The sequence below is a fragment of the Pseudomonas sp. AC532 genome, from assembly GCF_979258965.1.
On record NZ_OZ409888.1, the window covers coordinates 4,513,234 to 4,533,067 of the forward strand.

A 19,834-nucleotide genomic window follows, 5' to 3' on the forward strand; every position below is an offset into this window, starting at 1 on the left:
ACGAGTCTCCTTAGTTCAACGGATAGAATAAGCCCCTCCTAAGGGCTAGATGCTGGTTCGATTCCAGCAGGGGACGCCATCATCCTGCGGCGCGGATGTGGTCCAGTCGACAGTTTGCGTTAGCCTGAAAAAAAGCAAAAAAAGACCCGGCAAAAAGCCGGGTCAATAACCGTGATTAGCCTGATGAGGAGATAATCTGGAGCCTCCGTGTGGATGCATTCAGATTATCAAGCCAGCTTCGCAGCTGACGAAGTAGATAATAATCATTCTCGAATAAGAGTCAATACAAATTCCTCTCATTTGCGTCGATGCTTTTCCAGGCGCTCCCCTGATCCCGGAAAATCGCGGCATCACGCGATGCAAAATAATGCGTCAGGCGTGTTATCTGCCAATCAGCAGGCTACCCTAGGCCTTTCCTTCCAGCCCAGGTAAGCGATATGTCCGATCAGCCTAACGATGTATCAGGCGCAGAGCCGCTGACTGCCGTCGAGGCTCGCATTCTGGGAAGCCTGATCGAGAAGCAGGCGACGACTCCAGAAGCCTATCCCCTGACCCTTAATGCGCTCTTGCTGGCGTGCAACCAGAAGACCAGTCGCGACCCGCTGATGAACCTTACTCAAGGTGCCGTCGGCCAGGGTTTGCGCAGCCTGGAGGAGCGGGGCCTGGCGCGACTGGTGATGGGCAGCCGTGCCGATCGCTGGGAGCAACGGGCCGACAAGGCGCTGGAACTGGTGGCCCCGCAGGTCACATTGGTGGGGTTGCTGCTGCTGCGTGGCCCGCAGACCATCAGCGAATTGCTGACGCGCAGTAACCGCCTGCATGACTTCGATGACGCCGACCAGGTGCAGCATCACCTCGAACGCCTGATCGCCCGGCAATTGGTGAGTCTGGTGGGGCGCCAGCCTGGCCAGCGCGAAGACCGCTACGCCCACCTGCTGGGCGATCCGGCCGAGTTGCAGGCGCAGATCCAGGAGCGGGCAGGGCACGCAGAGCGGCCAACTGCGGGATCTTCTGCCGAGCGTCTGGAAGCGCTCGAAGCCAGGATCAGCGAGCTCGAAGCGCGCCTGGCGGTACTGGAGGGTGGCATCGCGGGCTGAGTTGAACCGAGCCTGGCGTTGATCGTCGCGGGAATAATGAACTGTTGCGCAGTGCGCATCCTCAATATGGCACGGCACGAGCACCCCCCTTTTCTGGAATGCCGTTTGCCGTGTTGGGTATCCGTTTTGGTTTAGGTTGAGCGGTCTGCTCGGCTGGTTACAAGGAGTCGTTGCTGTCTAATGCGCATGATCTGGAAGTCCTTCAGTTCGCTGTATATCGCCACCGTACTGATGCTGCTGGGCTCCGGCCTTCTGAGTACCTACCTGGCGTTGCGCCTGGCAGAGTCCGGGGAGGGTGTGTGGGCGGGTGCGCTGATGGCGGCCAACTATTTCGGCCTGGTGCTGGGCGGCAAGATCGGCCACCGGCTGATCGCCAGGGTCGGGCATATCCGTGCCTATGTGGCCTGTGCAGGTGTGGTCACCGCCGCCGTGCTGGGGCATGGTCTGCTTGACTGGCTGCCCGCCTGGTTGGTCCTGCGCGTGCTGGTCGGGCTGGGCATGATGTGCCAGTACATGGTGATCGAGAGCTGGCTGAACGAGCAGGCCGATACCAAGCAGCGTGGCCTGGTGTTCGCCGGTTACATGGCGGCATCCTACCTCGGCCTGGTGCTCGGTCAACTGGTTCTGGTGGTGCATCCCACCCTGGGGCTGGAACTGCTGATGCTGGTGGCCCTGGCCTTTGCCCTGTGCCTGGTGCCGGTGGCGCTCACTCGGCGCCTGCACCCGTTGCCCCTGCACCCGGCGCCCCTGGAGATGCGTTTCTTCATCAAGCGTGTGCCGCTGTCGCTGACTACCATCGGCGTGGCCGGCCTGATGATCGGCGCCTTCTACGGTCTTGCGCCGCTCTACGCTACGGATATGGGGCTGGCCACCGAGCAGATCGGGATATTCATGGGGTGCTGCATTCTCGCCGGTCTCATCGTGCAGGCGCCGCTGGGTTGGCTGTCGGATCGCTTCGACAGGGTCAAACTGATACGCGGCATGGCCGGCTTGATGGCGCTGGTCGCGGCGCCGCTGGCGATCCTCACCGAAGCGCCGCTGCTGTTGCTGATTTCGGTCGGTTTCGTGGTCAGCATGCTGCAATTCAGCCTCTATCCCCTGGCGGTTGCCTTCGCCAACGACCACGTCGAGGCCGATCGGCGCGTATCGCTGACCGCCATGTTGCTGGTGACCTTTGGCGTCGGTGCCTGTATCGGCCCGCTGTTGGTAGGAGTGCTGATGCGCTTCTTCGGCGCCAACATGCTGTATGCCTTCTTCTGCCTCTGCGGGCTGTTCCTGGTCTGGCGGGTGCGCTCGAACATCGTCACGCATCTTCATCAGGTCGATGATGCGCCGCTGCAGCACGTGGCCATGCCGGTGAACATGACGGCTTCTCCGCTGATGGCAGCGCTGGATCCGCGGGTCGATGAGCAGGTGATTCAGGACCAGATGCAGGATTCGGTCGCAGTCGATCCCGAAGTGCGCAACGAGGAAGATGACGAAGGCAGGCCTGCGGGCGCACCGCAGACCTGAAGGTTTCGAAGGCGGGCGTCAGAGAAAGGTATCGTTCTCGAAGCGCCGCGCCTCACGTTGCAACTGGTACACGAAGCGCTCTATCAGGCGCTGCTGCAGGCCACTCATGTTGGCGAAATGCAGACCGACAAAGGTGAGGTCGAGCTTGTCATCATAGCGTGCATGGCGCAGCTCGACGGCGACGTCCAGGCGGCCTACCGGCAACAATGCATGGAAGCCTTCGTAGACCTGACCCGGCTGCAGCTTTTCGCTGGCATCGCCAGGCAGGCGCACCTTGCAGCCCGAGGCGGATATGTCGAGCATCTGGCCTTCCAGGGGGGAGCGCAGTCTACTGCCGCCCAGCTCGACCTTGACCTGATCCGACTGCTTCAGCGCGGCGCGAAATGCATTACGGCGCTGGTGATAAAGCATCTCTGCGGGGATGCTTCCTACATAGCAGCGCTCGCCCTGGAATTCGCCGGCCTGCATGCTCGTCGGGCAGTCCCAGGCTATGCGCACGCCGTCATGCAGCGACTCGACGCGAAAGGCTTCGCCGTTCTGCATGTAGCGTTCGCCGTCGCTCGGGATCATTTCATCGAGAATCAGTAAATTCTGATCACGGTCCACTTCGATGACATAGCTCTGGAAGCGCTGGTTGCGTTCCTGAAACATGATGATCAAGGGGTCATGGTGGTGTTGCAGAAGGCGTAGGTTGGCAACGATTTCCATGGGTGCCTTGAGCACTTTCGGGGGTTGCGGGCCATCGTCCTGAACGAAGGGGTTGGACACGGTCCAGTGATCTCCGGGGCAAGGTACTGCTGCGCCTATGATAATGCCATTTCGGCATCATTGCGCATCTTGTCGTTATATTCAGGCCTGACTAAGCGGGCGCTTGCTGCCAATCTTAGCGGTACCGCCGCTGCTGTCATAGAGCGAAGGTGTCTCGTTGCCACGCAGGATACCAAGCATTTTCCCGGTGGAGGTCTGGCTTGAGCGGATCACGCGGCCGTTACGCAGATTGGCGCTCTGGCAGCTTTCCAGAAGAGCGCTCAGCTGGTCGCTGCTGGCCATCAGGGCATCGCCCTGATCGGAACCCTGGGCGAGCGCCTGCAAGCCGGTGCGGTCGGCGCTCAGGTTGAGGTTCATCAGTGTCTGGGAGCGCTGTCTGCCGTGCTGGTCCAGGCAGGCAAGGAGAGGCTGCTTGTCGGCCAGGATCTGTTGCAGGCGGGTAAGGTCATGTTCGCTCAAGGCCTGGAATTCGGCCTCGATCAGCTCAAGCAACCGGCCTGCATGGCCGATATCTTCATTGAACAGGTCAAGCAGGGTTTTAGCGTTCATAACGGGCTCTCTGGGGGGGCAACTCGTTCGAAGAGGGCTAGCCGCGTGGCTGGCACACATCGAAACGGTTCCCGGGCGTCCAACACCCCAGTGCAAGCCCGCAGACTAGCGCTGGGATTCGAAATTGAGCAGCTTGCTGGCGACGCGCTGGCTGTCGACCTGATAACTGCCATCGGCGACGGCCTGCTTCAGTTTGGCGACCCGATCGGTGTCGACGACCGGTTGGTCGCGCAGCTTGTCCACGGTCTTCTGCAGCTGCTGAGCTTCACTGCTCAGTTGAACGGATTCACCGCTCTTGCCGCCAAGGGCTGCTTTCTGGCTCGCGGCTTCGTTGCCTGCGGCCTTGTCGGCGGCTTCATTCTTGCCGCCCTGGGTGCTACCTGCACGTGTGGTGCTGGCTGGCGTGGTGCTGTTGAGCCGATTGAAATCGATGACCATGATGCAGAACCTCTGACAGGGTTTGGACGCTTGCCTAGTGTGTCGGCGACTTCCGAGAAAACTTTAGGCAAAAAAATCGCGTCGCTTGCACAGTCTAAAACACGCTGCTTCATCAGTCAGCCAGAGCTCTGACAATCCTTTCGGCAAATGAGTCCGCAGACTCCTACATCGATACTTCAACCTGCCCTGGGCCGATTACCCGAGCCCGTACCACCCGCTGTGAGCGCTGGTTGCGCACACTGATCTGTTTGCCCACGGTGCCGTCGGAGAGGGCTTCGCCAGGCATGCGCACATTGATGCCCCCGCTGCGTGCACTGATCACCACCTGGTCACCACGACGAATGGCCTCGGCCTGGCGAATATACACCGGCGCCAGCACCTGCTCCGGCTGCATGGCGCGTGTCGCTTTCCTGCCGAGGGCCTGCCCGAGATCTGTCAGGTAGCCCTGGTTGAGCAGACCCACATCGCGTTCCGCGAGCATGATGTCCGCTTCGTTCAATACCCCGTCGCGCTTGATGGGGCGCACCACGGTGACCACTTCGCGGAACAGGCGAACCTGCCCTGGCACGAATACCGTCCAGGGGGAGGTGCCGTCGCAGCGTACCCGGGTGGTCACCCGGCCTACCGGTTCGGCCGGGGTTTCCAGGGTGGTGGTCAGTGGCTGATCGCACAACGGCAGCCGCAAGCGCGGGTCCAGGCGGTTGATCTCGATCTCGTGGCGAGCCTGAATGTTGCTGCGCTGCAAATACTCATCAACAGCCTGCTCAAGAAAGCGCTGACTCTCGCCGATAAGCTGATCGGGCAGGGTGACGGAGGCAGTTGACAGCGTGCTATAGCCGAGCGCCAGTAAAGCAGGTAAAACTGCCAGGCATCGAAGGCTCTTGGCCATCGCGCGTCGAATAATTGTCGTTTGTGCATTCATGCCTGGTTAGAAGCAAAGCGCGTGCCGCCTGCTACGCTGACCAAATCAGATGCGTTACTGAATTAATGAGGGCCCACACATGGCCGGTGTGATGGATTCGGTCAACCAGCGCACTCAGCTGGTTGGGCAGAATCGCCTGGAACTGCTGCTGTTTCGTCTCGATGGCTCACAGCTTTACGGGATCAACGTCTTCAAGGTGAAGGAGGTACTTCAGTGCCCGAAACTCACCATAATGCCGAAGTCGAGCCCGGTGGTTCGCGGCGTGGCGAACATTCGTGGCGGCACCATTCCGATCCTCGATCTATCCATGGCGACGGGCAAGCGCCCGCTGGGTGATCTGGAGGGCAGCTTCGTCATCATCACCGAGTACAACACCAAGGTGCAGGGCTTCCTGGTGCGTTCTGTCGAGCGCATCGTCAACATGAACTGGGAAGAAATCCACCCGCCACCCAAGGGGACCGGGCGTGATCACTACCTGACGGCGGTTACGCGGTTGGACGACAAGCTGGTCGAAATCATCGACGTGGAGAAGATTCTCGCCGAGGTGGCGCCGACTTCCGAAGTGATTTCCGTGGGCGTGGTCGACGCCGAAACCCAGACCAAGGCCGTCAGCCAGCACGTGTTGATCGTCGACGACTCGTCGGTTGCCCGCAAGCAGGTGATGCGCTGCCTGCAGACCATCGGCGTCGAGGTGACGGCATTGAATGATGGTCGCCAGGCGCTGGATTTCCTGCGTGCCATGGCAGACGAGGGCAAATCGCCGGAGCAGGAGCTGCTGATGCTCATCTCCGACATCGAGATGCCCGAGATGGACGGCTACACACTGACCGCCGCGATACGCTCCGACCCGCGCATGCAGAAGCTGCATATACTGCTGCATACTTCGCTGTCCGGGGTGTTCAACCAGGCGATGGTCAAGAAGGTGGGGGCCAACGACTTCCTGGCGAAATTTCGTCCGGATGATCTGGCCTCTCGAGTGGTCGAACGCATCAAGGCGAGCGTTCAATCGACATGACGTATCAGCCGCCCGATCTATCTGGCGGCAGTAGCATAATCGGCAGGTGCGCAGTGGCTCGCTTGTCGTTCTACTTTTCAGATGGGCGAGGCTGCGCGAGTGTCTTCAGGTAATTTGGATTTTGAGCAATTCCGGATCTTTCTGGAAAAAGCCTGTGGCATCGTGCTGGGTAGCAATAAGCAGTACCTGGTCTCCAGCCGGCTGAACAAACTGATGGAAACCAATGGCATCAAGTCTCTCGGAGAACTGGTGCAGCGCATGCAGACTCAGCCACGCAGTGGCCTGCGTGAGCAGGTGGTCGATGCCATGACTACCAACGAAACCCTGTGGTTTCGCGATGCCTATCCATTCGAAGTGCTCAAGAATCGCGTGTTGCCGGAGCTCATCAAGGCGTACCCGGGACAGCGTCTGCGTATCTGGTCGGCAGCCTGCTCCTCGGGGCAGGAGCCTTATTCGCTGTCGATGAGCATCGATGAATTCGAGCGCAGCAACCTTGGTCAGCTCAAGACCGGGGTGCAGATCGTTGCAACGGATCTGTCGCCGACCATGCTCAACAACTGCAAGTCGGGTGAGTACGACAGCCTGGCCATGGGCCGCGGCCTTGCCCAGGAGCGTTTGCAGCGCTTCTTCGACCCCAAGGGGCCGGGGCGCTGGGTGGTCAAGCCGGCGATCAAGAGTCGGGTCGAGTTTCGCCCGCTGAACCTGCTGGACAGCTATGCCAGCCTGGGCAAGTTCGACATCGTGTTTTGCCGCAACGTGCTGATCTACTTCTCGGCTGACGTCAAGAAGGACATCCTCACGCGCATCCACGCCATGCTCAAGCCTGGCGGGTATCTGTTTCTCGGTGCTTCCGAAGCCCTCAATGGCTTGCCGGAGAAGTACCAGATGGTGCAGTGCAGTCCCGGGATCATTTACAAAGCCAAATGATTGCAGCTGCTCAAGACGGGAGGCCCAGGCCTCCCGTTTGCGTTTCTGCAAAATCCCTTCGATGACTGACAGTGTTCCGTCACCTGGGCGTCAGAAAAGCGGCAAGCCGCTCGGCAATTGCCGCCTTCACCTTGCCAACCGGCGGAAAAGCTTTGCCGCTTAGCCTCTCTGCTCGACTCCTTTATTGCTCATCAAGCTGATTTATAAAGAAAAAAATAAATTGGCACGTGCTTTGCTGAGAACTTTGCACGAAAACAGGCTAGCCGCCATGGCAAAGGTTCCTGAGATGAGCATCAGTTTCGACAGCGCATTGGGTATTCATGAGAAGGCATTGGGCTTCCGCGCCCAGCGTGCCGAGGTGTTGGCCAACAACATGGCGAACGCCGACACCCCCAACTACAAGGCCAGAGATCTGGACTTCGCCTCTGTGCTGGCCCAGCAGGCCGCCAAGAGCGGCGGCACCGGCAATGCGGGCCTGAAGACCACCAACAGTCGCCATATTGCAGCAGAAGGCGTGCCAATGGGTGATGCGGCCCTGGCCTACCGCATCCCCACAGCGCCCTCGATCGATCAGAACACCGTGGACGCGCAGGTAGAGCAGGCCAACTATGCCGAGAATTCGGTGGCCTTCCAGACCAGCTTCACGCTTCTCAACAGCAAATTCAAAGGGCTCGTAAGCGCCCTGCGTGGTGAATAAAGGAGCCCGACATGTCACTTACCAGCGTGTTCAACATCGCCGGAACCGGCATGAGTGCCCAGAGCACTCGCTTGAATACCATCTCCAGCAACATCGCCAACGCCGAAACGGTCTCGTCGAGCATCGACCAGACCTATCGGGCGCGGCACCCGGTGTTCGCGACCGTCTTTCAGCAGGCACAGGGTGGCGAGAACGGTTCGCTGTTCGCCGACCAGGATCAGTCGGGTGCCGGCGTGCAGGTGCTGGGTATCGTCGAGGATCAGAGCAGCCTGATGCCGCGCTACGAGCCGAACCACCCGGCGGCCGATGAAGCCGGTTATGTGTATTACCCCAACGTCAACGTGGTCGAGGAGATGGCGGACATGATTTCCGCCAGTCGCGCCTTCCAGACCAACGTGGAAATGATGAATACCGCCAAGCAGATGATGCAGCGCGTCCTGACCTTGGGTCAGTAAGCCGGGAGTGAGAGATGAGCACTGTTGATGGCGTCGGCTCCAGTTCGGTACTGGATCAGTTTCAGGTCAAGCAGGACACCACGCAGAACAAGGAACTGGGCAAGGACCAGTTTCTCAATCTGCTGGTGGCGCAGCTGAACAATCAGAACCCGCTGGAGCCCCAGGGCAACGGCGAGTTCATCGCACAGCTGGCGCAATTCAGTACCGTGGAAGGCGTCGAGAAGCTCAACTCGAGCATGGAGACCATTCTCTCGGGTTATCAGTCTTCCCAAGCTCTGCAGGCGTCTTCGCTGGTCGGTCGCAAAGTGATCGTGCCGGTGGACAAGGCCGTGGTCGATACCAGCGAGAGCTTCAAGGCCAGCGCCGTGCTACCGACCAGCAGTAGCAACGTGTACGTCAACGTCTATGACGGTTCCGGCGCGGTGGTCAGCCGAATCAACCTGGGTGAGCAGAAGGCCGGCAACGTCAACTTTATCTGGGACGGCAAGGACTCCAGCGGCAACGTGATGAAGCCGGGCACCTACCGGTTCGAGGCCCAGGCAACGTACGGCAACGAGACGAAGGGGCTGCACACCATGCTGCCGGCCAACGTCGACAGCGTGACGCTGGGCGGCAACGAATTGATGCTCAACCTTGCAGGAATCGGCAATGTGCCGCTGTCGCAAGTGCAGGTCATTGGTCAGTAACTAACAGGTTGTAACTGCCGGGTATCGGCAAGGAGAATTTCATGTCGTTCAATATCGGTCTTAGTGGCCTGCGCGCTGCGACCAGTGACCTTAACGTAACGGGTAACAACATCGCCAACGCCGGTACCGCGGGCTTCAAGCAGTCACGTGCGGAGTTCGCCGACCTCTATGCCTCGTCGATGCTCAGCAGCGGCTCGAACCCGATCGGTAGCGGTGTGCTGCTCAGCGACGTGTCGCAGTTGTTCAGCCAGGGCAACATCAACTACACCCAGAACTCGCTGGACCTCGCCATCAACGGCAGTGGCTTCTTCCGCACCAGCAACAACGGTGATATCAGCTACACCCGTGCCGGTTATTTCGGTACTGATCGCGAAGGTTTCATCGTCAACAATTTCGGGCATAACCTGCAGGGTTATGGCGTAGACGCTAACGGCAATCTGCAGAACGGCATCATCGGCAACCTGAGGGTGGAAACAGCCAGTCAGGCGCCGCGCTCGACCAGTACGATTACCCAGCCATTCAACCTGAACTCGACCGAAACCGTTCCGGTGCTACGCCAGAGTGCCTTTGATGGCGCCTTCCAAACCGCTTTCAATGGATCCCTCCTGCCTGGTGTCCCCAATCCGACGCCTGCTCAGATTGCTGCAGCGACCGCGGCGGCGACGCCGGCACAGCTTGCAGCTGCCAACGCGGCGGGTAATACCGCGGGCTCCACGGCTGCCAACGCCTCCTTCAACCCTGCGGACCCGACCAGCTACAACCGCTCCACATCGGTCAACATCTACGATGCCCAGGGCAACGCGCATTCCTTCACTCAATATTTCGTGAAGACCGATGCCAACAACTGGGACGTAAAAATCCTCGTCGACGGTCGCAACCCGCTGAACCCTGCCAACACTCAGCCGCTTTCCGCCAGCATAAGCTTCGATGCCTCGGGCAAGTTGCAGACCGTGGATCCGACTGCGTTGAGCGCCGGGCTCACGGTCAACCCCGATGGCACCATCAGCATGAATGGCTGGATTCCGGCAGCGCCCACCAATGCCGAAGGCACTACCTGGGCGGCCAATGGCTCGGATGCCAGCGACGCGGTGAAGTTCGATTTCCGCGGCTCCTCCCAGTACAACAGCACGTTCTCGGTCGCCAGGGTCGTCCAGGACGGCTATAGCACCGGTGAGTTGTCGGGCCTGGAGATCGATGAGACCGGCGTGCTGTTCGCGCGTTACACCAACGGCCAGACCAAGGTTCAGGGCCAGTTGGTGCTGGCCAACTTTGCCAACATGCAGGGGCTTACGCCGGTCGGTAAAACTGCCTGGGTTCAATCGTCGGCATCCGGCGAGCCGGTGGTAGGCACGCCGAAAAGCGGCACGCTGGGTACGCTGCAGTCCGGCGCGCTGGAAGACTCCAACGTCGAGCTGTCGGACCAGTTGGTGAACCTGATCGTCGCCCAGCGCAACTACCAGGCCAATGCCAAGACCATCGAGACCGAGAGCGCCATCACGCAGACGATCATCAACCTGCGTTGATAGGCGTCAGGGAGTTGTTGCCGCCAGCGGCAACAACTCGCCAAGCGACAAATTACAGGCTCCCTCGGGAGCCTGTTCTGTTTTATTTATTCAAATAAAATCAATGGCTTATGTGTTTTTATAAGCCATGGCACGCCAATTGCTTTTAAGCTCTTGTCAGAGTCGCGGGCGAGTTGCCCCACCTCGGAGGAAACATGGACAAGATGCTGTACGTCTCCATGACTGGTGCCCACAACAACACGTTGGCCCAGCGTGCCCACGCCAACAATCTGGCGAACATCTCCACCACCGGCTTCCGCCGCGATTTCGAGCAGGCGCGCTCGATGCCGATCTTTGGTGAGACTCAGCCGTCGCGAGTGTTCGCCATGAGCGAGCGACCCGGTACCGACTTTACGCCGGGCGCCCTGCAGGAAACCGGCCGTGATCTGGATGTCGCGATTGGCGGCAAGGGCTGGCTGGCCGTGCAGGCGCCGGATGGCACCGAGGCCTATGTGCGTACCGCGAGCCTGAACGTCGATGCCCAGGGCATGCTGCGCACCGGCAATGGCATGCCGGTCATGGGCAATGCCGGGCCGATTGCCGTGCCGCCGGAGCAGAAGATCGAGATCGGCCAGGATGGCACCATCAGCATTCGTGCCCTGGGCGAAGCGCCGCGGGTGCTCGCCGAGGTTGACCGGTTGCGGCTGGTCAATCCTGACCTGAAACAGATGCAGAAAGGCAGCGACGGCATGATCCGCTTCACCGGCCCGCAGCCGCCAGAGGCGGATGCCACCGTGCAGATCACCTCGGGCTTTCTCGAGGCCAGCAACGTCAACGCGGTCGAGGAAATGACCTCGATCCTGGCGCTGTCCCGGCAGTTCGAGCTGTCGGTAAAGATGATGCGTACGGCCGAAGACAATGACACCGCTATGGCGCGTGTCTTGCAAATGACCTGATAACCAAACGCGCGGCGCCATGAATCCGGCGCCCGAGGAGAAACGCTATGCTTCCGGCACTTTGGGTCAGCAAGACCGGCCTGTCCGCTCAGGACATGAACCTGACGACCATTTCCAACAACCTGGCCAACGTGTCCACCACGGGCTTCAAGCGCGATCGCGCCGAGTTCGAGGACCTGCTGTACCAGATCCGTCGCCAGCCCGGCGGCCAGTCGAGTCAGGACAGCCAGTTGCCGTCCGGCTTGCAACTGGGTACCGGTGTGCGCATCAACGGCACGCAGAAGATCTTCACCGCCGGCAGCCTGCAAACCACCGAGCAGCCGATGGACATGGCGATCAATGGCCGTGGTTTCTTCCAGGTTTTGATGCCCGATGGCACGGTGTCCTACACCCGTGATGGCAGCTTCCACCTGAACTCCGATGGCCAGGTCGTGACTTCGCAGGGTTTCGCCCTGGAGCCGGCTATCGTGTTGCCGCCGGAAGTGCGTACGTTCACCGTGGGTGAAGACGGTACCGCGTCGGTGACCACCACCGGCAACCCGCAGCCGCAAATCGTCGGCAACATCCAGATCACCGACTTCATCAACCCGGCGGGCCTGGAGGCGATCGGCAACAACCTGTTCCTGGAAACCGCCTCCAGCGGTGCCCCGCAAGTGGGTACGCCGGGCCTCAACGGGCTGGGCACGACGCTGCAGAACACCCTGGAGAACTCCAACGTCAGCGTGGTCGAGGAGATGGTCAACATGATCACCACCCAGCGCGCCTACGAGATGAACTCCAAGGTCATCTCCACCGCCGACCAGATGTTGTCCTTCATCACGCAGAACCTTTAAGACCCGGGGTAGGGCGACAGCCCGCCCCTCGATACGCCTGAACGTTGTGAGGTAGTGGTTATGAACCGCTTGGTGTGTGTGTTCTCGATTCTCGGCAGTGTAGTGCTCACTGGCTGCATGGCGCCTGCCGCCAAGCCCAACGACCCGTACTACGCGCCAGTGCTGCCGCGCACACCGTTGCCGGCTGCGCAGAACAATGGCTCGATCTTCCAGTCGGGTTTCGAGAACAACCTGTACGGCGACCGCAAGGCGTTTCGCGTCGGCGATGTGATCACCATCAGCCTCAGTGAACGCATGCAGGCCAGCAAGAACGCCAGCTCGCAGATGTCCAAGGACAGCAACGCGAACATTGGCCTGACCTCGCTGTTTGGCGGTGGTGTGTCGATCGACAATCCCAGTTCCAGCCTCAACCCGCTGAAGGCCGAGAACCTGGGGCTCAGCGCCCAGTACGGTGCCCAGCGTGACACCAATGGCTCCGGCCAGGCCGGGCAGAGCAACAGCCTGACCGGCTCGATCACCGTTACCGTGGCCGAGGTGCTGCCCAACGGTCTGCTGGTGGTACGCGGCGAGAAGTGGATGACGCTCAATACCGGTGACGAACTGGTGCGTATAGCCGGGCTGGTTCGCTCCGACGACGTCGCCCGTGACAACACGGTGGCCTCGACCCGTATCGCCGATGCACGCATCACCTATTCCGGCACCGGCGCCTTCGCCGATGCCAGTCAGCCAGGATGGCTGGATCGCTTTTTCGTCAGCCCGCTGTGGCCGTTCTGAGGTTCTTGATCATGCGCAAATGGATCATCACTGTCGCGGCGCTGCTGCTGGCCTCCACCGCTCAAGCCGAGCGGCTCAAGGACCTGGCCAGCATCCAGGGTGTACGCAGTAACCAGTTGATCGGTTACGGCCTGGTCGTGGGCCTCAATGGCAGCGGCGACCAGACCACCCAGACGCCCTTCACCGTGCAGACCTTCAACAACATGATGGCGCAGTTCGGTATCAAGGTGCCGGAAGGCGGCAACGTGCAGTTGAAGAACGTCGCCGCGGTGTCGATCCATGCCGACCTGCCGCCGTTCGCCAAGCCCGGGCAGACCATCGACATCACCATTTCCTCCATCGGCAACGCCAAGAGCCTGCGCGGTGGCAGCCTGCTGATGACGCCACTCAAGGGTATCGACGGCAACACCTACGCCATTGCCCAGGGCAACCTGGTGGTGGGCGGTTTCGATGCCAGTGGCGCCGACGGCTCGCGCATCACCGTCAACGTGCCCTCGGCTGGCCGCATCCCCGGTGGTGCCACGGTCGAACGTCCGGTGCCGAGCGGTTTCGATCAGGGCAATACCCTGACGCTGAACCTCAATCGCCCGGACTTCACCACCGCCAAGAACATCGTCGACCACATCAACGAACTGCTTGGCCCCGGCGTGGCTCAGGCGCTCGATGGTGGCTCGATTCGCGTCAGCGCGCCGCTCGACCCGAGCCAGCGTGTCGACTACCTGTCGATCCTCGAGAACCTCGAGGTCGATGTCGGGCAGGCGGTCGCCAAGGTCATCATCAACTCGCGTACCGGCACCATCGTGATCGGCCAGAACGTGCGTGTGCAGCCTGCCGCCGTGACCCATGGCAGCCTGACGGTGACCATCACCGAAGACCCGATCGTCAGCCAGCCAGGCGCTTTGTCCGGCGGCGAGACCGCGGTTGTGCCGCGCTCACGGGTGGGCGCCGATGAAGAAATGAAGCCGATGTTCAAGTTCGGCCCGGGCACCACCCTCGACGAGATCGTGCGGGCGGTAAACCAGGTGGGCGCGGCGCCTTCCGACCTGATGGCCATCCTGGAGGCGCTCAAGCAAGCCGGCGCTCTGCAGGCCGACCTGATCGTGATTTAAAAGGAACGGGACATGGATACTCGACTCGCGGCCGCCGGCACCAGCAGCATTGATACTGGCGCCTATACCGATCTCAATCGCCTCAACCAGTTCAAGGTTGGTGGCGACAATGAGGAAAACATTCGCAAGGTTGCGAAGGAATTCGAGTCGCTGTTCCTCAATGAAATGCTCAAGACCATGCGCTCGGCCAACGAAGTGTTCGGTGAAGGCAACTTCATGAACAGCAACGAAGCCAAGACCTACCAGGACATGTACGACCAACAGCTGTCGGTGACCATGGCCGGCAACAAGAACGGTATCGGCCTGGCCGACGTGATGGCGCGGCAGATGTCGAAGATGCGCAACGTCAGCGAGCGGCCCAATCCATTCGCCCAGGTCGACGCACCGGTGCCGGCCGCACCGAGCAAGCCGCTGGCGCGCACCGAACAGGCAGCCGCGCCCATGCAGGTCGAAAAGGCCGCGGCGGTTGCGGACGGCGAGCGCAATGACATGGCCTTGCTCAATCAGCGCCGCCTGTCACTGCCCGGCAAACTGGCTCAACGTGTTCAGGCCGGCATCGTGCCTGGCGCTGAGGCGGTTACGGCTGCTACAGCGCCAGGCACGCCCGCCGGTGATGCCGTGGGCAAGCCGCTGGCCAAAGGTGATTGGTTGCCTGCCAAGGCCTATGCGGCGCCGACCGAACGCCGCCTGGACATCAACGGCAGCGAAGCCATTGCCAGCCGCACCACCTTCAAGTCGGCCAAGGAATTCATGGAAACCATGCTGCCGATGGCCGAGAAGGCGGCAGCCAAACTGGGCGTCGACCCGCGGTACCTGGTCGCCCAGGCGGCCCTGGAAACCGGCTGGGGCAAGTCGATCATCAAGCAGGGCGATGGCAGCAGCAGCCACAACCTGTTCGGTATCAAGACCCACAACACCTGGGGCGGTGATTCCGCACGGGTGATGACCACCGAATACCAGAACGGCAAACCGGTGAAGGAAGCCGCGTCCTTCCGCGCCTACGAATCCTTTGCCCACAGTTTCGACGATTACGTGAGCTTCCTGCAGAGCAACGGGCGCTATGAAAAAGCCCTGAGCTCGACCGCCAACCCCGAGCAGTTCGCCCGCGAGTTGCAGAAAGCCGGCTATGCCACCGATCCGCAGTACGCCAACAAGGTGTCGCAGATCGCTCGCAAGATGTCGACCTACCAGATGATCGCCGCCAACGGCGCGCCCTCGAACCAGGGATGATGAAGCATGGCTGACTTACTGAGCATTGGCCTGTCGGGCCTGTCGGCGAACAAGACGTCGTTGGCGGTCACCGGCCATAACATCACCAACATCAACACGCCCGGGTTCTCGCGCCAGGACACCATCCAGGCCACACGTACGCCGCAGTTCAGCGGGGCGGGCTACATTGGCTCCGGCACCTCGCTGGTGGATATCCGCCGCAGTTACAGTGAGTTTCTGACCACCCAACTGCGCAGCAGCACCTCGTTGAGCAGCGACGTGGCGGCCTACAAGAGCCAGATCGATCAGCTGGACTCACTGCTGGCCGGCACCACCACGGGAGTCACACCGTCGCTGCAGAAGTTCTTCTCGTCCCTGCAGACCGCCGCCGAGGATCCGTCCAACGTGCCCGCCCGGCAGTTGGTGCTCTCAGAAGCCGAGGGGCTGAGTCGGCGATTCAATACCGTTTACGACCGTTTGAGCGAGCAGAACGCGTTCGCCAACAAGCAGATGGGGGCCGTGACCGAGCAGGTCAATCGGCTCGCCGGCTCCATCGCCAGTCTCAATGAATCGATTGCCGTCGCGCAATCCAACGGCAGTCAGCCCAATGATCTGCTCGATGCCCGTGAAGAAGCGGTGCGGCAATTGTCGACGTTCATTGGCGTCAACGTGGTCGCGCAGAACGATGGTACGCAAAACGTCTTCATCGGCTCTGGCCAGCCGCTGGTAATCGGCAACAGTGCGGCGCGCCTGGAAGTGGTGCCCGGCACCAATGATCCGAATCGCTCGGAAATCCAGTTTCTGGTGGGTGCATCTCGGCAGACCATCACCACACAAGTCACTGGCGGCGAGCTGGGCGGCATCCTGCGGTATCGCGAGGAGGTGCTGGACACCACCTTCAATTCCCTGGGGCGCCTGGCGCTGGCGGTGAGTGATCAGGTCAACAGCCAGCTGGGGCAGGGCCTGGATCTGAAAGGGCAGGTTGGCACCAAGCTGTTCGGTGATTTCAACGCCGAATCACTGGCCCGCTTGCGCGTGCTGCCGTCTTCTACCAACAGCAGCAATGCTTCACCGATCCTCAACATCAGCAACAGCTCGCTGTTGACCACCAGCGATTATCGACTGGAGTTCGACGGTGGCAATTACACGGCGCGGCGCCTGAGCGACAACCAGCCGATGACCGTGACGCAGAACCCTCCCGGTACCCTGAGTTTTCAGGACAGCGCCGGGCGCAGCCAGGGTTTCCAGGTCGTGGTCGGCACGCCCGCGCCGGCAGCTGGCGATTCGTTCGTATTGCAGCCGACCCGCATCGGCGCCTCGACCATGTCGACAATCCTCGATCAGGCCGATCAGTTGGCCTTCGCCGCGCCGATTCGCGCCGAGGCCAACACGCAGAACCGCGGCAATGGTGTGATCAGCCAGCCGACGCTGCAGCCCACAGGCAGTAATATCGACCCGGCAGCTTTGCAGGCCGCATTTCCACCGCTGGCGCTGACCTACGACTCGGCAGCGGGCGGTTTCAACGGCTTGCCTGCCGGCGCGACGCTGACCCGTGTCGATAACAAGGGGCAGCCGATCACCCCTGCACCGACACCGCTATTCGAGCCGGGCCAGCAAAACAACTACCAGTTGACCCTGGCCGATGGCACCCGCGCCAACATGAGCCTCAGCGGCCGCCCGGAAAACGGTGATCGCTTCACGATCGGCTTCAACCAGAACGGTGTGTCGGACAACCGTAACGCTCTGGCGCTGGTCGGCTTGCAGAGCAAGCAGGTGGTCGGTGTCGACCCCACGGTGACGGGCATTGCCACCGGCTCCAGTTTCACCGACAGCTACGGGGACCTGATCGAGCGGGTCGGCACGCTGACCGCACAGGCTCGGCAGGACGGCGAGGCGACAACTGCTATTCTCAAACAGGCGCAGGACAACCGAGATTCGCTGTCTGCAGTCAACCTGGATGAAGAGGCGGCCAACCTGATCAAGTTCGAGCAGTACTACAACGCGTCCGCCCAGGTGATTCAAGTTGCGCGCTCTTTGTTCGATACCCTGATCGGGGCATTCAGGTAGTGGCGCGAACGCGCCCGTCGGGTAGGGTGGGCTTCAGCCCACAAACACACAACACGATCAACCATCCAGCACTGGCCAGGTGGTGAACAAATCCCCAAGCGGGTGCGGCTCTGGCAAACGCCAGCCACCGCCAGAGAAGACGAGGCTGTTATGCGCATCTCCACTGTTCAGGCGTTCAACAACGGCGTGCAAGGCCTGCAGCGCAACTACGCCAATGCCATCCGCACTCAGGAACAGATCAGCACCGGCAACCGCATCCTCACGCCAGCCGATGATCCGGTCGCGTCCGTGCGTCTGCTGCAGCTCGAGCAGCAGCAGAATGTGCTGAGCCAACACAAGGAAAACCTGAATGCGGCAGATAACAGCCTCGTTCAGGAGGAAAGCGTTTTACAGTCGGTGAACACCGTACTGATAAGGGTGCAGGAACTTGCATTTACTGCCGGTAACGGCGGCCTGGCTCCCGAGCAGCGCAAAGCTATCGCAGCCGAATTGCGTGAGCGTGAAGACGAGCTACTCGGCCTCATGAATACCAAGAATGCCCGCGGTGAATATCTTTTCTCGGGATTCCAGGGCAAAGCCGAGCCTTTCGCTCGCAATGCCGATGGCACTTACAGCTATCAGGGCGACGAAGGGCAGCGCAAGCTGGAAATTGCCAGCTCGCTCAGCGTACCGATCAGTGATAACGGCAAGAAGGTATTTCAGGACGTTATCAATGCCGGTCGCCTGGATGCGGCCGTCGCCGCTCAGCCTGGGTCTACTCTGCGCGCCTCCACGCCACTGGTTCAGGATGAGGTGGCATTCAGTGGCACACCGCGTTTTCCGGATGGTGGCGTTGATATCGTATTCGGCAACCCGGATGCCAATAGCTACGAGGTGTTTGCAGCTGGAACCACCACGCCGGCACTGGCCAGCGGTGCCATGGATGACCAGCCCGACGCCACCGACAAGCTGGTTTTTCGCGGCGTGGTGATCAACTTCGATGGCGCTCCCGCTGCAGGCGATACGGTCACCGTCACGTCCGATCCCAACCGCCAGAAACAGGGCGCGCTCGACACCATCGCCAATCTGCGCAAGTCGCTCGAGGAGTCGCCGGCAACGCCGGAGGGCAACCGGCAGGTCCGCGATGCCGTCGCACAGGCGATAACCAATCTGTCACATGCCAGCGTTACGGTCGATGCCACCCGTGGCGACATTGGCGCGCGTCGAAACATTATCGAAAGTACGCTGACCAGCAACGAAGACACCGCCCTCGCCAACAAGTCGGTGCAGGCCGAACTGCGTGAGCTGGACTATCCCGAGGCGCTCTCGCGCCTGTCATTCCAGACGCTGATCCTCGAAGCTGCGCAGCAGAGCTACGTGAAAGTCTCGAGCCTGAACCTGTTCAACAAGCTCTGATCTCTTGGCTGGCATTGCCACATTCTGCATGTCTATGTGGCAACCAGTAGCAGCTTCTCTCCTGTTGGCTAATCTTTTGCTTGGTGGTCTCTGAATGTCGGAAGATTGACGCAGAGTTGATCGCCAATGGCGCGTCGCGCATACCAAGCCCGTGTGGAGAACGAATGAGCACTCAAGGCCGGATAAAAGGGACCAACATTCCTATCGATTACGAGGCAACGCAGGCCTTTTTCGATGAGAGAGGCCGGCGAGAATATGCCAGTGCGCTAAGTACCACGATGTATCAGGACAATGACCCTGAATTGGTCAGGCAGCGCGATCAGGCCGAGAAGGCCGTGCTGGCCCCGAAACTACAGCTCCCCGCGGCAGCCCGAGCTCTTGATATCGGATGTGGTGTTGGGCGCTGGGGCTGGTTCCTTAATCAGACCGTTCCCGGCATCGATTACCTGGGTATCGATTTTTCAGAGGCTCTGATTCAAAAGGCCAGGCAGGAAGCCCTGCAACTGGGTGACAACGCGTTGCGCTTTCAGACGATGTCGGCAATCGATATCCAGCCGAGCGAATTGCTGGTCAGGCCGCCCTTCGATCTGGTCATCATTTCGGGGCTGCTGATCTACCTGAATGACGATGACTGCATCAGGGTTTTGCGCTCGGCCCGCGCATTATGTGCGCCCGAGGGAAAGATCTACCTGCGAGAACCTGTGGGCGTGCAAGAGCGCCTGACACTTGACCGATTCTATTCAGAAGAGCTGAAGTACGAGTATTCGGCCATCTACCGCACGGTTGCGGAGCTGGAGGAGTTACTGGGGCAGGCGGAGCTCTTGCCCGCCATGCGCATCGAGGTGTCAGCGTGCCTGTTTTCCTCTGATCTGGAAAAAAGAACGGAAACTCGGCAGCACTATTTCATCCTTCAAAAGAGTTGA

The 19,834-nt window shown here is 60.6% G+C and carries 20 protein-coding genes and 1 tRNA gene; 17 read left to right on the top strand and 4 right to left on the bottom strand.

The window, feature by feature from the left end; translation table 11 throughout:
- The first annotated feature begins 4 nt into the window (after nt 1-4).
- The 3 genes from ACZ0AV_RS20965 to ACZ0AV_RS20975 all read left to right on the top strand — a co-directional run bounded on the left by ACZ0AV_RS20965 (nt 5) and on the right by ACZ0AV_RS20975 (nt 2,609).
- Nucleotides 5-79 (top strand) — tRNA-Arg (locus ACZ0AV_RS20965).
- Between the two features lie 358 nt (nt 80-437).
- Entirely contained in the window at nt 438-1,097 is a 660-nt protein-coding gene (locus ACZ0AV_RS20970) for a YceH family protein (RefSeq protein WP_499152803.1), read from the top strand.
- Between the two features lie 180 nt (nt 1,098-1,277).
- Nucleotides 1,278-2,609, top strand: coding sequence for an MFS transporter (locus tag ACZ0AV_RS20975; RefSeq protein ID WP_499152804.1), 1,332 nt, complete (start codon nt 1,278-1,280; stop codon nt 2,607-2,609).
- 18 nt (nt 2,610-2,627) lie between these two features.
- Here the strand turns inward: ACZ0AV_RS20975 and ACZ0AV_RS20980 are convergent, their stop codons facing one another.
- The 4 genes from ACZ0AV_RS20980 to flgA form a co-directional block, all read right to left on the bottom strand.
- Nucleotides 2,628-3,377: a flagellar brake protein gene (locus ACZ0AV_RS20980; RefSeq protein WP_499152805.1), complete on the bottom strand. Its 750-nt coding sequence runs from the start codon at nt 3,375-3,377 to the stop codon at nt 2,628-2,630.
- Between the two features lie 81 nt (nt 3,378-3,458).
- Nucleotides 3,459-3,926 (bottom strand): flagella synthesis protein FlgN, encoded by a 468-nt coding sequence (locus ACZ0AV_RS20985; protein ID WP_499152806.1) that lies wholly within the window; start codon nt 3,924-3,926, stop codon nt 3,459-3,461.
- Nucleotides 3,927-4,031: 105 nt separating this feature from the next.
- Complete coding sequence (gene flgM, locus ACZ0AV_RS20990) at nt 4,032-4,364, bottom strand: flagellar biosynthesis anti-sigma factor FlgM (RefSeq protein WP_499152807.1); 333 nt, start codon at nt 4,362-4,364, stop codon at nt 4,032-4,034.
- A 163-nt stretch (nt 4,365-4,527) separates the two neighbouring features.
- A complete protein-coding gene (flgA, locus tag ACZ0AV_RS20995) occupies nt 4,528-5,286 on the bottom strand; it encodes a flagellar basal body P-ring formation chaperone FlgA (RefSeq protein ID WP_499152808.1) in 759 nt (252 codons plus the stop codon).
- Nucleotides 5,287-5,365: 79 nt separating this feature from the next.
- Between flgA and ACZ0AV_RS21000 the strand changes: the two genes are divergently transcribed.
- The 14 genes from ACZ0AV_RS21000 to ACZ0AV_RS21065 all read left to right on the top strand — a co-directional run bounded on the left by ACZ0AV_RS21000 (nt 5,366) and on the right by ACZ0AV_RS21065 (nt 19,834).
- Complete coding sequence (locus ACZ0AV_RS21000) at nt 5,366-6,301, top strand: chemotaxis protein CheV (RefSeq protein WP_499152809.1); 936 nt, start codon at nt 5,366-5,368, stop codon at nt 6,299-6,301.
- Between the two features lie 99 nt (nt 6,302-6,400).
- Nucleotides 6,401-7,228 (top strand): protein-glutamate O-methyltransferase CheR, encoded by an 828-nt coding sequence (gene cheR, locus ACZ0AV_RS21005; RefSeq protein WP_499152810.1) that lies wholly within the window; start codon nt 6,401-6,403, stop codon nt 7,226-7,228.
- 286 nt (nt 7,229-7,514) lie between these two features.
- Nucleotides 7,515-7,925 (top strand): flagellar basal body rod protein FlgB, encoded by a 411-nt coding sequence (flgB, locus tag ACZ0AV_RS21010; RefSeq protein WP_499152811.1) that lies wholly within the window; start codon nt 7,515-7,517, stop codon nt 7,923-7,925.
- Nucleotides 7,926-7,936: 11 nt separating this feature from the next.
- Nucleotides 7,937-8,380: a flagellar basal body rod protein FlgC gene (flgC, locus tag ACZ0AV_RS21015; protein WP_042553105.1), complete on the top strand. Its 444-nt coding sequence runs from the start codon at nt 7,937-7,939 to the stop codon at nt 8,378-8,380.
- A gap of 14 nt (nt 8,381-8,394) precedes the next feature.
- The gene (gene flgD, locus ACZ0AV_RS21020) at nt 8,395-9,066 is read left to right on the top strand and encodes a flagellar hook assembly protein FlgD (RefSeq protein ID WP_499152812.1); all 672 of its coding nucleotides are present in this window, start codon (nt 8,395-8,397) and stop codon (nt 9,064-9,066) included.
- 41 nt (nt 9,067-9,107) lie between these two features.
- A complete protein-coding gene (locus tag ACZ0AV_RS21025; protein WP_499152813.1) occupies nt 9,108-10,589 on the top strand; it encodes a flagellar hook protein FlgE in 1,482 nt (493 codons plus the stop codon).
- A 194-nt stretch (nt 10,590-10,783) separates the two neighbouring features.
- Nucleotides 10,784-11,524, top strand: a complete 741-nt coding sequence (locus tag ACZ0AV_RS21030; RefSeq protein ID WP_499152814.1) for a flagellar basal body rod protein FlgF — start codon at nt 10,784-10,786, stop codon at nt 11,522-11,524.
- Nucleotides 11,525-11,571: 47 nt separating this feature from the next.
- Nucleotides 11,572-12,357 carry a flagellar basal-body rod protein FlgG gene (flgG, locus tag ACZ0AV_RS21035; RefSeq protein ID WP_042553101.1) on the top strand — a complete coding sequence of 262 codons (786 nt, stop codon included), beginning with the start codon at nt 11,572-11,574 and terminating at the stop codon, nt 12,355-12,357.
- Between the two features lie 60 nt (nt 12,358-12,417).
- Nucleotides 12,418-13,131, top strand: coding sequence for a flagellar basal body L-ring protein FlgH (gene flgH / locus ACZ0AV_RS21040; protein WP_499152815.1), 714 nt, complete (start codon nt 12,418-12,420; stop codon nt 13,129-13,131).
- A gap of 11 nt (nt 13,132-13,142) precedes the next feature.
- Nucleotides 13,143-14,240: a flagellar basal body P-ring protein FlgI gene (locus ACZ0AV_RS21045; RefSeq protein ID WP_042553173.1), complete on the top strand. Its 1,098-nt coding sequence runs from the start codon at nt 13,143-13,145 to the stop codon at nt 14,238-14,240.
- Between the two features lie 12 nt (nt 14,241-14,252).
- Nucleotides 14,253-15,470, top strand: a complete 1,218-nt coding sequence (gene flgJ, locus ACZ0AV_RS21050) for a flagellar assembly peptidoglycan hydrolase FlgJ (RefSeq protein ID WP_499152816.1) — start codon at nt 14,253-14,255, stop codon at nt 15,468-15,470.
- Between the two features lie 6 nt (nt 15,471-15,476).
- Entirely contained in the window at nt 15,477-17,516 is a 2,040-nt protein-coding gene (gene flgK, locus ACZ0AV_RS21055; protein WP_499152817.1) for a flagellar hook-associated protein FlgK, read from the top strand.
- Between the two features lie 150 nt (nt 17,517-17,666).
- Nucleotides 17,667-18,911, top strand: a complete 1,245-nt coding sequence (flgL, locus tag ACZ0AV_RS21060; protein WP_499152818.1) for a flagellar hook-associated protein FlgL — start codon at nt 17,667-17,669, stop codon at nt 18,909-18,911.
- A 164-nt stretch (nt 18,912-19,075) separates the two neighbouring features.
- Nucleotides 19,076-19,834, top strand: a complete 759-nt coding sequence (locus tag ACZ0AV_RS21065; RefSeq protein ID WP_499152819.1) for a class I SAM-dependent methyltransferase — start codon at nt 19,076-19,078, stop codon at nt 19,832-19,834.